Raw genomic sequence first — 12,372 nt, 5'->3', positions numbered from 1 at the left:
TCTAGAGTGAGAACGTGGTCGATCTCACCGATATTCGCGCGATCTGTGCCGAGCTGCCGCGCAGCTACGAGGTGCTGGTCCGGGACCAGATCAAGTTTCGGGTCGGCCGGATCGTCTTTCTCGCCGTGTCCCGCGACGAGCAGACGATCGGCCTCGGCTTCCCGCGGGAGGAACGTGCGGCGGCGCTGGCGGCCGAACCGGACAAGTTCCTCCCCCCGCGCAAGTCCGACGAGCGCTACCAGTGGATCCGGCTCCGGCTCGACGCCGTCGACCGCGACGAGCTGCGCGAACTGATCGAGGACGCCTGGGCGCTGTGCGTCCCGAAGAAGGTCCGCGCCGAGTACTTCGGCACCGAGTAGCCGGTCACCACGCCTTGCCGGTGGTCACCACGACCGGGGTGTCCTTGCTGCCGATCAGCCCGAGGAGGTCGCGAGCCTCGGCCTCGAGCGCATCCCGTACCTCGGCACCGACCGGCTCGTGGGTGCTGATCCGCAAGCTCGCGTCGTCGCCGCGGTAATGCCGCCAGTCGGCCGCGTAGTCGCCGTCGATCAGGACGCTGCCCATCGCCGCGCCGTTGCCGGGCGGTAGCGGCATCGTCCGGTTGGTCGGGTTCACCCGGCGTCGGTCCGCGTGCGACAGCATCAGGTTGTCGAACTCCGGCAGGAACCGTGGTGGCGCCGGCGTCTCCGCGTCCGGCACCGGCCCGTCCGGTACGTCGTACAGCTCGCGGCCGTCCTCGTCGGCGTACACGCGCAGCCCGGGCCGCAGCCGGTCCACGACCTCGCGCAGCCTCGTCAATCCCGACCACATCTGGATGTCCGCCACACTCGCCGGCCCGAAGGCGGCCAGGTAGCGCAGGACCAGCGCGTCGATCGACGGGTTCGGCTCCGGCTTGCGGCCGAGCCAGCTCTCGATCGTCTGCAGCGCGGCCTGCCCGGTCTCGCCCCAGACGCCACGCGGTGTCACCTGCACGCTGCCGACCAGGTAGCTGACGGCGTACGCCATCGCGTTCGCGTCCCAGTCGGGCCACCGCTCGCCGAGCACCTCGCGGAGCTTCGTCCGGCTGTACGGCGCCTGGCTGAGCAACTCGGTGCCGTAGGCAATGATCGCGCCGAGGTCGGCGTTCGCGAGCTGCCTGCCGAACGCCCCGCGGAACCCGCGCTCGGCGACCGGGTACATCAGCGGCCAGATCGTCAGGCAGTCCGCGGCGGTGACGAGATGGATGGTGGCCCGCAGCAGCGTGGCCCGGACCGCCTTGCGGCTGGTCATCAACTCGGACAGCTCGGCCGGGTCGAAGCCGTCGAGCCGCGACCACAGCGCGACGTACGCGGCCAGTGGGGCCTGCGCCTGCAGGCCCACCAGCCGCTCGATCAGCTCGGCGGCCGAGCCGGGCTCCCGCTGCAGCAACTGCTGGCGCTGCAGGGTCGCGCGGTTCAGTTCCCGCCGGGTCAGCACGCGGAGCGAAGCGTTCATCGGCCCAGCGTACGGAAGAACGCCCGGATGTCGGCGATCAGCAACTCGGGGCACTCCATCGCGGGGAAGTGGCCGCCCACCGCGAAGTCCGACCAGTGCGCGATGTGCTGCTCGGGGTCGGCGATCCGCCGAACGACCGGGCTGCTGTTGAAGACGGCCCAGCCGGTCGGTACCGATGACTCGGCGACCCAGCCGACGTCGGCGTGCTCGACCTCGTACAGGAACCGGGCGGCACTCGCGCCGGCGCGGTTGAACCAGTAGATGCTGACGAGCGTCAGCAGTTGGTCGCGGTCCACCGATTCCTCGGGGGATTTGGCCGGGTCCGTCCACAGCTGGAACTTCTCCGCGATCCATGCCAGCTGCGCGATCGGCGAGTCGGTCAGGGCAGCAGCGATGGTGTCCGGCGTGTGGCTCTGCAGATCCAGGTAGCCGCGGCCCGCTCGCCACTCGGCCTTCGCCTGGTTGATGACGGCCAGGTCCTCCGCGGGCAGACCGTCCGGCAGCGGTACGAACTCGCCGGCCAGCGCGAGCGTCCCACGGTCGCTGTTCACGTGCGTCCCGATGACGCGGTCGGGCAGCGTCGCGGCGAGCCGCCCGGTGATCCCGGCGCCGATGTCGCCGCCCTGCGCCGCGAACCGCTCGTACCCGAGTCGCGTCATCAGTTCGGCGAAGGCAGCCGTGGTGCGGCTCAGCTCCCAGCCGGCGCTCGACAGTGGCGTCGAGAACCCGAACCCCGGCAACGACGGCACCACCACGTGGAACGCGTCGGCCGCGTCGCCGCCGTACGCGACCGGGTCGGTCAGCGGTCCGAGCAAGTGCAGGAACTCGACCGCCGACCCCGGGTAGCCGTGAGTGATCAGCAGCGGTGTCGCGTCCGGCTCGGGCGAGCGGACGTGGAAGAAGTGGATCACCTGGCCGTCGATCTCGGTCGTGTACTGCGGCCAGCGGTTGAGCTCCTGCTCCGCTTTCCGCCAGTCGTACGCCGTCCGCCAGTACTCGGCCAGCTCGGACAGGTAGCCGGCGGGAATGCCGCGGCTCCAGTCGTCGGTGTCTCCCGGCACCGGATGCGGTCGCCGGGTGCGCTCCAGCCGGGACTTGAGGTCGGTCAGCTCGGCCTCGTCGACGGTGATCTGGAACGGTCGAATCTCCGGTGTGTTCGTCATACTTCGACGGTAGAAACCACTGCGGAAGACTTTCTTCCGCAATGTCCTGCCATTCTGGAGAAATGCTGAACACCTCGGCCCGCCTTCTCCGGTTGCTGTCGCTGCTCCAGGCCCGCGCGCTGTGGACAGGTCCCGAGCTCGCCGAGCGGCTCGGCGTGACGACGCGGACGGTCCGCACCGACGTCGACAAGCTGCGGCAGCTGGGGTACCCGGTGGAGGCCGCGCCGGGACTGACCGGCGGCTACCGGCTCGGGGCCGGCGCCGCGCTGCCGCCGCTGCTACTGGACGACGAGGAAGCGGTGGCCGTCGCGATCGGTTTGCGGACCGCGGCGAACGGCGGTGTCGAGGGCATCGGTGAGACCGCGATCCGGGCGCTCGCCAAGCTGGAGCAGGTCCTGCCGCCGCGCCTGCGGCACCGGGTCAGGGCGATGCAGTCGGCAACCCTCGCCGTACCGTACGCCGGGCCGACCGTCGACGCCGACGTGATGGTCGCGATCGCATCGGCGATCCGCTCCGATCACCGGCTGCGCTTCGACTACGCGAGCCACGACGGTACGACGACCCGGCGCGAGGTCGAGCCGCATCGGCTCGTCGTCCTCGGGCGCCGCTGGTACCTGATCGCCTGGGACCCCGACCGCGACGACTGGCGGACGTTCCGCGCCGACCGGATCACGCCGAAGATGCCCGGCGGGCCGCGGTTCACGCCGCGAGAACTGCCCGACACCGACCTTGCGGCCTACGTCCAAAAGGGTGTGGGCACGGCGACCTGGCGGTACGTCGCTCGCGTCCTGCTGCAGGCCCCTGCCGCCGAGATCCGCGCCAAGCTGCCGGTACCGGTCGAGATCGAGGAACTCGGCCCGGACCGGTGCCAGATCAGGCTCGGCTCGGACACCCCGCAGATGCTGACGCTGTATCTCGGGCTGCTGGACGTCGACTTCGAGGTCATCGATGCGCCGGAGTTGTCGGCCGCGCTGCATGCCCTGGCCGCCCGGTTGCAGCGCGCCGCCGGACCTTCGGATGCCGTTGGCAACGACCGCTCATCCTGAGGTAGGACCGCAAGACCATCCTCGCGACCGATGGATCTCAGCGCGCACCGACGCATCCTGTGATCATGACCGGGGATTTCTTGCCGCAGCGCCGGAAGGCGTCGGTGCTCAGCCAGGTAGTGGCCGTGGTGATCGTGCTGGTTGTTGCCGTAGCTGTTTGGCTGTTCGTCTAGACGATTGATGCACGGCCTGGTCTGGATTGGGTGGTCGTGGGCGGCGATGGGAGCCGAGGACGCTCGGGTGTGTGGCGTGTGTCAGGTCGACAGGACGTCTCCCGTGCCAGGAGCCACAGCTGAGCGTGAATCAGACACCGAACACACCCGCCCGCACCACACTAACTGTCGAGCGTGCACACCTTCGGGCCGTGCATCAATCATCTAGGAGTCCCAGCGCACGTCGGCCTCGCCGGGACGGACCACGCCGGCTTCGTAGGCGACGACGACCGCCTGGACGCGGCTGGTCAGGCCGAGCTTCGACAGCACCGAGCTGACATGGGTCTTGACCGTGGTCTCGCTGACGAACAGCTTCGACGCGAGGTCGCGGTTCGACAGCCCGCGCGCCATCCAGACCAGGATCTCCCGCTCACGTTCACTCAGCTGCGACAGCGGTCCGACCCAGCGCTGATCCGGCTCCGGCTGCGTACCGGTCGCCGTACCGCCGACCTGACGTTCCAGCTCCATGCACCGCTCGAGCAGTACCCGCGTGGACGCCGGGTCGACGAGTGAGTCACCGCGATACACCGCACGTACCGCGGACACCAGCAGATCCGGATCGGTGTCCTTCAGCAGGAACCCGGACGCGCCCGCACGAACGGCCGCGAGTACGTACGCCTCGTCGTCGAACGTGGTCAGCACCAGTACGGCGGGACGTGAGCGACCGGCCTCGCGGTTGGCGCGGGTGATCCGCTCGGTGGCGACCAGACCGTCCATCACGGGCATCCGGATGTCCATCAGCACGACGTCCGGGTCGTACCGGTCGATCAACCGGAGCGCCTCCTCGCCGTTCTCGGCCTGCGCGATCGTGGTCAGGTCCGGCTCGTGATCCAGGATCATCGCCAGCCCCATCCGGATCACGCCCTGGTCGTCGGCGACCAGGATCCGGATCGGTTCGGTCAGTTCTGCGGCGGCAGCCATGCCTGCACTCTCCATCCACCCAAGGGGCCGGCCGCGACGGCGAGCGTGCCGCCGACCGCGGTGACCCGTTCGCGCATCCCGATCAGTCCGTTGCCGCGGCCGCTCTCCTTGCGGCGCGCGGCTTCGAGCACGTTCACCGGCGGCGGTCCGCCGCTGCCGTTGTCGTCGATGGTCAGCAGTTCGCCCTGTGGGCCACTTTGCCAGGTCACCCGCGCGGCGGTCGCCTTCGCGTGCACCATCACGTTCGTCAGCGCCTCCTGGATGATCCGTACCGCGGTCAGGTCGGTCACCGACGTGAGCTGCTGCTGCCGCCGCGGAAGATCCATCGTCACGTCGATCCCGACCGCCTTGAGTCGCTCACCCATCCGCGCCACGTCGGCCAGTTCCGGGACCGGCGCGGTACCGCCGCCGGACCCGGTGTCCCCGGCGACCTGCGGCGATGCGGTGTTCAGCACCCGAACGGTCTCCCGCATCGCGGTCAGCGCCTCCTTGCCGCTGGCAATGATCCAGCGGATCGCCTCGCGCAGCACCTCGGGTCTCTGGTCGGCCACCCGGTCCGCGGCCTGGGCCCGGATCACGACCGCACTCACGTGGTGCGAGATCACGTCGTGCAGGTCCCGGGCGATCCGGGTCCGCTCGGCCACGGCCGCCCGCTCCGCCTCGACCGCGCGCAACCGGACCAGCTCCGCGTTGCGCTGCTCGAGGAGCGCCACCGACTTCCGTCGCCGGCGCGCGTCGGCGCCGAGCAACACCATGCCGCAGATGAGCGCTTCGGCGAACACGAACAGTGACACGTCGATGTACGAGTACAAACTCGGCACGTCGCGGGGCAGGCTCTGGTAGCGGTCGCCGTACAGGACCGCGGGGTTGGCGTGGCTCAGCACGATCGCGACGACGGTCGGCAGCCCGATCATCAGCCCGGCCAGGCTGCCCATCGTGAAGAACAGGCAGGTCACCCTGCGGACGCCGGCCGACGCGGCGGCGTACCCGACGACGAGCAGCGGCACCAGGTGGATCTCGGACTGCAACGCCGCGTCGCTGATCTCGGGCTGGCCGAAGACCGTCACGCCGAGTTGCGCGGCCAGTCCGGTGCCGACGGCGGCGTACAGGAACGGGTACAGCAGCGAGACGATCACCAGCATCGTCCGCGGGGTGCGCCGGACGAAGGCGACCGTGGCGACCAGGAACAGGCCGGTCACCACCGAGACCGCTGGGTTGTGCGGGCGCAGCTCGGTGCCGTTGATGAAAACCAGGGCGCCGAACCAGACCACCCCGATGAGCGCAGCAGGCAGCAGATCCTGCTGCCCGTGCGTCAACCGGCGCCAGAGACTCATCACGTCGCCCAGCGTAGTCAGCGGGTGTTCGCCGAAGCTTCATCTGACCGGACGGGCGCGGTCTCCAACTTTTGGAGGAGGCTCGGCGTCCGAACTGGTACTCAGGGCTTACGGGCGGGGTACCAGGACGGTCCCTGGGACCGATGCGCCCGCCCCGCAGATCCGAAAGGCTGTGCCGCATGAGGAAGGACCCGCCACGACGCCGCCCCGGCGCGGTGTGGACGCGGTCGCTGTCCGTGATCGCCCTGGTCGCGGTCGGTGCGGTCGCGGGGTCGTTGCTGCTGTGGCCCGGTCAGGTCGAGGACGTCCTCGGGCTCGGTGCGGACAAGGCCCCGGTCGTGTCGACGGTCGGCGCGCCCGCGGTCGGCGTACCGACCACGACGAAGCTGGTGACGCCGACCCCTTCGCCGACGTTCAGTTCCGGTCAAGGCGCCGCCGACCAGCCCGGCGAAGAAGCCGACGACGCAGCCCACGAGGCAGCCCACGAAGCAGCCCAGCACGGCGAAGCCGTCGCGTGAGGAGAGCATCGAGGGCCTGTCGCCGACGCTGAAGAAGCGCCTGCGGAAGGCGATCGTGGCCGCGAAGGCCGACGGGGTCACGATCCGGATCACGTCCGGTCGGCGCAGTGTGGCGAAGCAGCAACGGCTGTTCGACGCCGCGGTCAAGAAGTACGGCTCGTACCAGGCGGCCACCCGCTGGGTGCTGCCGCCGAAGTACTCCGACCACGTGCACGGGAAGGCCGTCGACATCGGGCCGGCGGCCGCCATGACGTGGCTGAACAAGAACGGCTGGCGGTACGGCGTGTGCCGCCGGTACGACAACGAACCCTGGCACTTCGAGGCGCTCTCCGCGCCCGGGAAGAAGTGCCCGCCGCGGGAACCGTACGCGGTGGCGAAGGCAGATTGACGACTTGGGGGACACCGACATGACGATGACCTACGCACAGCCCCTGACCCGGCGGTACACCCGCGCGCGGCTCGCCGTACCCGCACTGTGGAAGCAGGTGATCCGGACCAGCGACAAGGACGAACAGCAGCTGCCGGAGCCGGACCGGTCCGCGTACACGCAGCTGGAGATCTACGACGGCGTGCTGGCCGCGTTCGAGCGCCGCGACGAAGTGGCCGCCGTACTGCGGGCCTGCGCCGACCGCGAGACCGCCGTACGGCGACTGCGGGCCGAGTTCGGGCTCAGCCACCTGCAGGCGATCACGCTGATCGACCTGCCGCTCACGACCGAGTGCCGCGACCGCATCGCGCACCGTGCCGAGGAGCTCCGCAGCGCGCTCGCCCGCTGACCCCTTCCCCCGCCGGCGTCCGCGCGGGTCGCGTCTCGGTGGCGGCGGCTCGCGCGGACCTGCGCCGTTTGCGCGCGGTGGGGAGGATGGAGGGGTGATCACGATCGAGCAGGCCGGACGACTGCGCAAGGCCGGGGTGCTGTGGACGCCGGCGGCCGGGGACCGCTTCGTCGTCCCGGACCGGGACATGGACGACGACGTGTTCGTAGTGAGCGACATGACCGTCGAGGTGCACGACTACCAGGGCAAGAAGGTGATCGGCTTCAACGGCACGACGGAATGGGCTCTGGACAGCATCGAGCAGCGCGAGGTCATCTGGCTGCCGCGCGAGGAGCAGTTGCGTGAGCTGCTCGGACCGCATTTCCGCTCGTTGGAGGCGACGCCCGAGGGCTATCGGGTCACGCTGACGAGCGGTGGTGCGCAGACGGCCGCGGACGCGGAGCAGGCGTACGCCGATGCGGTGCTGGAGCTGCTCGGGGCCTGAAGCTCAGGTGGCGCGCCAGTACTGCTTCTTGTCCTTGTCCTTGACGGTGTAGCCGAGGTTGGCCAGCTCGGTGCGGAACTCCCGCAGGTCGGCCTTGCCCTTGTCGCCCTGGTCGAACGCCTTGGCGCGGGCCTTGAGCAGCGCGTTGGCCGCGGGGGACAGGTCCGGGTCGTCCTCGACCCAGCGGCGGAACCTGGCCGCGTGCGGGTCGCCGCTGTCCGACCACGGGTAGCCGTGCGCGCGGAACCCGGCCGCGATCTTCGGTGTCTCGGACGCGAACAGGTCGTGTTTCTCGCGGGCCAGCTCGCGTGACGTCGCGTCCTGGAGCACGATCTCCTTGCCGTCCAGGAACGCCACCGCGACCTTCGCGCGCGGCACGGTCACGGTCTGCTGGTTCTTCTCGAACTCGACCGTCTCGTTGCTGATCGTGACCTTCAGCACGTCGTCGAGCGCCATCGCGGCCAGCAGTACACCGGCCGCCAGCCCGACCACCACGCAGACCACGACCACCCACCAGCTGTCCGCCTTGGCGATCAGCCGCAGCGGCCCCTGGAACGGGACCCAGTCCAGACCGGCCGCCCAGTCGGCGATCCGGGGCAGGAAATAGCCGAGCACGGCCCCGAGCAACGGCAGGCCGCCGAACAGGAGTGTCTTGTCCGCCGCCGAATGACCGATCACAGTGTGGTCCGCGGTCGTTGACGCCATGGCAGAAACGTACTGTGGTTCAGCGGGCGCGGGACGAAACTTAAGTATCGAACGACACCGACCGAAGGAGTCATGTGGCGGACGGGATCTGGTTGCGGTTCCTCAGCGGCCCCGACATCGACGCGCTGGGGCTGACCCGGCTGGAGATCGTCGACGCGGTCGAGGACGCGGTGCGTGAACACGGCGAAGGCCGGACGAGTTTCGAGCCGCGCGTGCACCTCACCCCGGACAACGGCGGCATCGGCCACTTCAACGTCCTGCGCGGGCATCTCGACCGCCTCGGTGAGCACGGGGTGAGCGGCGTGAAGGTGGTCGGCGACTTCGTCCCGAACTACCGCAAGGGCCTGCCGAGCGAGCTCGCGATGGCCACGCTGTTCGACCCGACCACCGGCGTGCCGCTGGCCGTCCTGGACGCGACCATGATCACCGCGGCCCGGACCGGCGCGATGACCACGGTCGGCGCCCGGCACCTGGCCCGCCGGGACAGCAAGATCCTCGCGCACGCCGGCGCCCGCGGGACCGCCTGGTGGAACGTGACGATGCTCGACGACCTCTTCGACCTCGACGAGATCCGGGTCACGTCGCGGCGACCGGAGTCTCGCGAACAGTTCGCGGCGGCGCTGTCCTCGGAGCTGTCCACGCCGATCCGGGTGTGCGCGTCCGCGGAGGAGGCCTTCGACGGCGCCGACGTACTGGTCGAAGCGACTCGGCTGACGGAGCCGCAGCCGTTGCTGCGTACGGCGGCGGTGCGGCCGGGCGCGTTCGTCGTACCGTACGGGACGGTCTCCGCGGTCGAGGACGACCTGCTCGACGTGATGGACAAGATCGTCGTGGACGATTGGCGCGAGGCGCAGTCCGGGCGGTTCGGGTCGTTGCGGCGGCAGGTCGACAACGGACGATTGTCGTTGGAGACGCTGTACGCCGAGATCGGCGAGATTGTCGCCGGCCGGAAGCCCGGGCGCACGGATGCTGCCGAGCGGAACCTCTTCTGGCATCGAGGACTGTCGCTGCTGGATGTCGCGATCGCGCACCTGATCCTGCGCCGGGCGGAGGCCGCGGACGCCGGCACGATGCTGCGGTTCCACTGATGCTCGTTCGCGAACCCGGTGACCTGGATCCGGCTTTGGTCGAGCCGATCGAGCTGGCGCCGGAGCTGCTGGAGCGGCTGGCCGCGGTACGCCGTACTGCGCTGGCGCGGCTGGAATCCGGGGAGCCGGTGTACGGCGTCAACACCGGGATGGGCAAGCTCAGCAAGGTCCGGCTGACCGCGGCGGAACAGCGTCGGCACCAGGCCAACCTCCTCCGCGGCCGAGCCGTCGGCGGACCTCCGTGGCTCCCTGCCGACGAGGCACGGGCCGTCCTGATCGGCCGGCTCCGAACCTTCCTCACCGGCGACGCCGCCGTTTCCGTGGAGCTGATCCACCGCTTGGTTGCCTTGATCAACAGTGGCGCCGTCCCGGAGATCCCGGCGGAGGGCGCAGGCTCAGCCGGCGAAATCATCCCGCTGGCCCATGCGATGGCGCCGCTCCTCGACCCGACCCCGTCCGGCCTGCCGCGTTTCGAGCTTGGGTCCAAGGAAGGGATCGCCTTGCTGGCAGGGATTCCGGGGGCAACTGGGCGGTCAGGGTTGGCTGTGGCCAAGGTGCGGCGGTTGGCCGATCGGATGACGGCGGTCGCTGCGGGAGCGATTGCGGTGGTGGCGGCCAATCGGGATCCCTACCAGCCGTCGGCCGGGCGCGGTGACGACGTACTGGCTGCCGAGCTGGCGCGGATTCTCGAGCTGGCCGGTCCCGAGAGCGCGCCGCGGAGCTTGCAGGCACCGGTCTCGTTCCGCGTCGCGGGTCACGTCCTGGCCCACGTACGGCGGACCGTGGAACAGTTGAACGACGCGGTCGAACGCGCATTCACCGGCGTCACGGACTCCCCGGCGTACCTCGACGGAGAGTTCATCGGCACTGCCGGCTTCCACGGCCTGGACCTGGCCGCGCACTGCGACCACCTGACCGCCGCCCTGGCCCACGCCGCCGAGGTCTCGACCGCCCGCTTGCACCGCCTCCTCGATCCGGCAATCACCGGCCTCCCCGCGCAACTCACTCCCGACCCGGGTCCGCAGGCCGGCCTGGTCGCCGTCCACAAACGAGCCGTCGCCACCACCCACCAGCTCCGCCGCCTAACGTTGCCCACAGCAATCAGTACCGTTGAGACGTCCAATGGTCAGGAGGACGTCCAGTCCTTCTCCTGGGAGGCCGTCGGCATCCTCACCGAAGCCATTCGCCTGACCCGCATCACCACCGCCTGCGAACTCCTCGCCGTCCACCAAGCCTTCACCCTGTCCACCCGCGACATCCCACCCAACCTCCGCCCCTTCTTCGAGGCGGTAGCCGAAGCCGTACCCCCCATCCACACCGACCGCCCCTTCGGCCAAGACCTCACCACCCTCCTCACGATCCTTCTGCCCTGACCTCGCCCCGCACGCGACACCCCCGCGCGTGATGCCGCGTGATGCCGGGTCCGTGCGATGCCGGGTCCGCCGCGCCGTCGTACCGCCACCCGTGTCCGCGCCTCCACGTGGTGAAGATGTCGCCTGCCAGAGCGAACCTTGCACAGCCGCCAGGGACCTTGCACAACGAATACCTTGCGCAAGGTCCCGCGTGCTTGTGGGAGGTCCCGCGTGGGTGGGCGGGGTCGCGCGCGGCTGTGCTGGGAGCCGTCGACAGCTGGGAGGTCGCGCGCGGTTGGGTACCGTGCCCCACCCGTGAAGGAGGCCGCCAGTCGGGACGAACCTTGCACATCCATGTTCAGCCCTCGGGCGGCCACCGACCACCCGTTCCGGCAGCACCCGACCCACACGTCAGCCAGGAGCTCCGACTGACCCTTGAGGATCGGCGGTCAGGAACGGACCGGACGATTCGGTCAGGGAGCGGGGATATGGGCAGGGGGTCAGGGGTTGCGGCGTTGCCAGGTGTCGGGGTCGCACCAGACGGGGTCCAGGTTGCGGTCCAGGCAGTACTGACGGAGGAGGTCTTCGCGGGTGGGTGGCGTGCCGGTCGGGCGTCGGGGCGTCCACGAGGTGGTGCTGGTCTTCGGGGTGGGGCGGCCTGTCGGGCGAGTGGTGGGAGGGCTGGCGGGGCGGTCCGTGGTGGTGACGCTGCGGTCGGGCGTTGGTGTGGACCGCTTCGTGGCGCTGACTGCCGTGGCTTTGCGGGTCGGGCGATGAGTCGGGCGCGTACTGGGGAGCTCGCTCGGCGCCTGGGTCGGCGTGGTCGCTGGTACGGCGGGACTCGTCGCCGGCGATTCCGCTGCGAACGTAACTGCGGCGGGATCCTCTTGATCGTTGTTGAAGAACCCGATCATCGCGACAGCCCAGATGTTCACAAGCAGGAAAACGAGCAGCGCGGCGCCTCCGGCGTACGCGGCTCGGCGGGACGGGGCGCCGTACCGTCCGATCGGGCCGAGTACCGCCCGGCCCTTGGCGTCGCGCCAGAAGTGCCAGCCCGCGGGAGCCGACGGCCAGGACGGCTCCGGGCGCCAGGACTCAGGCGGGATCCAGTTGCGCCGGGGTGGAATCGGCCAGTTCGGCGGTGGCACGAACCGCTTCAAGACAGCCCTCCAGTTCGCGGACGTCGACGTCGCAACACCCCAACGACACAGCCCCGCCACAAGCTACTGACAACTTCTCTTCGCCCCGCGCGTCGCCTCGCCCTCGACCGCTGCGCTGCCTTGACAACCAGCGCACTCAA

The 12,372-nt window shown here is 70.0% G+C and carries 14 protein-coding genes; 8 read left to right on the top strand and 6 right to left on the bottom strand.

Annotation, left to right across the window (positions count from 1 at the left end; all coding sequences use genetic code 11):
- The first annotated feature begins 14 nt into the window (after window positions 1-14).
- Complete coding sequence (locus tag AB0B82_RS20610) at window positions 15-359, top strand: MmcQ/YjbR family DNA-binding protein (protein ID WP_360170583.1); 345 nt, start codon at window positions 15-17, stop codon at window positions 357-359.
- A gap of 4 nt (window positions 360-363) precedes the next feature.
- Here AB0B82_RS20610 and AB0B82_RS20605 read toward each other — a convergent pair whose 3' ends face one another.
- Window positions 364-1,473 carry a winged helix DNA-binding domain-containing protein gene (locus AB0B82_RS20605; protein WP_360170580.1) on the bottom strand — a complete coding sequence of 370 codons (1,110 nt, stop codon included), beginning with the start codon at window positions 1,471-1,473 and terminating at the stop codon, window positions 364-366.
- Entirely contained in the window at window positions 1,470-2,636 is a 1,167-nt protein-coding gene (locus AB0B82_RS20600) for an epoxide hydrolase family protein (protein WP_360170577.1), read from the bottom strand. Before AB0B82_RS20600 ends, AB0B82_RS20605 begins: the two co-directional genes overlap by 4 nt.
- 62 nt (window positions 2,637-2,698) lie before the next feature.
- Here AB0B82_RS20600 and AB0B82_RS20595 point away from each other — a divergent pair, with 62 nt between their 5' ends.
- Window positions 2,699-3,682, top strand: coding sequence for a WYL domain-containing protein (locus AB0B82_RS20595; RefSeq protein ID WP_360170574.1), 984 nt, complete (start codon window positions 2,699-2,701; stop codon window positions 3,680-3,682).
- Window positions 3,683-4,059: 377 nt separating this feature from the next.
- On the opposite strand, the gene AB0B82_RS20590 is transcribed toward AB0B82_RS20595, so the two are convergent.
- Both AB0B82_RS20590 and AB0B82_RS20585 read right to left on the bottom strand, forming a co-directional pair.
- Window positions 4,060-4,797, bottom strand: coding sequence for a response regulator transcription factor (locus tag AB0B82_RS20590; RefSeq protein ID WP_360170645.1), 738 nt, complete (start codon window positions 4,795-4,797; stop codon window positions 4,060-4,062).
- Window positions 4,794-6,149, bottom strand: a complete 1,356-nt coding sequence (locus AB0B82_RS20585; protein ID WP_360170571.1) for a histidine kinase — start codon at window positions 6,147-6,149, stop codon at window positions 4,794-4,796. The genes AB0B82_RS20590 and AB0B82_RS20585 overlap by 4 nt, the downstream gene beginning before the upstream one ends.
- 179 nt (window positions 6,150-6,328) lie before the next feature.
- Between AB0B82_RS20585 and AB0B82_RS20580 the strand changes: the two genes are divergently transcribed.
- The 4 genes from AB0B82_RS20580 (at window position 6,329) to AB0B82_RS20565 (ending at window position 7,927) form a co-directional block, all read left to right on the top strand.
- Window positions 6,329-6,667: a hypothetical protein gene (locus tag AB0B82_RS20580; RefSeq protein ID WP_360170568.1), complete on the top strand. Its 339-nt coding sequence runs from the start codon at window positions 6,329-6,331 to the stop codon at window positions 6,665-6,667.
- Window positions 6,668-6,722: 55 nt separating this feature from the next.
- Window positions 6,723-7,055 carry a M15 family metallopeptidase gene (locus AB0B82_RS20575; protein ID WP_360170565.1) on the top strand — a complete coding sequence of 111 codons (333 nt, stop codon included), beginning with the start codon at window positions 6,723-6,725 and terminating at the stop codon, window positions 7,053-7,055.
- Window positions 7,056-7,074: 19 nt separating this feature from the next.
- Window positions 7,075-7,443, top strand: coding sequence for a hypothetical protein (locus AB0B82_RS20570; protein WP_360170562.1), 369 nt, complete (start codon window positions 7,075-7,077; stop codon window positions 7,441-7,443).
- Window positions 7,444-7,537: 94 nt separating this feature from the next.
- Window positions 7,538-7,927: a pilus assembly protein CpaE gene (locus AB0B82_RS20565; protein ID WP_360170559.1), complete on the top strand. Its 390-nt coding sequence runs from the start codon at window positions 7,538-7,540 to the stop codon at window positions 7,925-7,927.
- A 3-nt stretch (window positions 7,928-7,930) separates the two neighbouring features.
- Here AB0B82_RS20565 and AB0B82_RS20560 read toward each other — a convergent pair whose 3' ends face one another.
- Window positions 7,931-8,632, bottom strand: a complete 702-nt coding sequence (locus AB0B82_RS20560; protein WP_360170556.1) for a hypothetical protein — start codon at window positions 8,630-8,632, stop codon at window positions 7,931-7,933.
- A gap of 74 nt (window positions 8,633-8,706) precedes the next feature.
- Between AB0B82_RS20560 and AB0B82_RS20555 the strand changes: the two genes are divergently transcribed.
- Both AB0B82_RS20555 and AB0B82_RS20550 read left to right on the top strand, forming a co-directional pair.
- Window positions 8,707-9,720: an ornithine cyclodeaminase family protein gene (locus AB0B82_RS20555; protein ID WP_360170553.1), complete on the top strand. Its 1,014-nt coding sequence runs from the start codon at window positions 8,707-8,709 to the stop codon at window positions 9,718-9,720.
- Window positions 9,720-11,093 carry an aromatic amino acid lyase gene (locus tag AB0B82_RS20550; protein ID WP_360170550.1) on the top strand — a complete coding sequence of 458 codons (1,374 nt, stop codon included), beginning with the start codon at window positions 9,720-9,722 and terminating at the stop codon, window positions 11,091-11,093. The genes AB0B82_RS20555 and AB0B82_RS20550 overlap by 1 nt, the downstream gene beginning before the upstream one ends.
- Window positions 11,094-11,572: 479 nt before the next feature.
- Here the strand turns inward: AB0B82_RS20550 and AB0B82_RS20545 are convergent, their stop codons facing one another.
- Window positions 11,573-12,232 (bottom strand): hypothetical protein, encoded by a 660-nt coding sequence (locus tag AB0B82_RS20545; protein WP_360170547.1) that lies wholly within the window; start codon window positions 12,230-12,232, stop codon window positions 11,573-11,575.
- Window positions 12,233-12,372: the final 140 nt, after the last annotated feature.

It is taken from the genome of Kribbella sp. NPDC048915 (assembly GCF_040649595.1).
GTDB lineage: Bacteria > Actinomycetota > Actinomycetes > Propionibacteriales > Kribbellaceae > Kribbella.
This window is presented reverse-complemented; position numbering and strand designations above follow the sequence as displayed.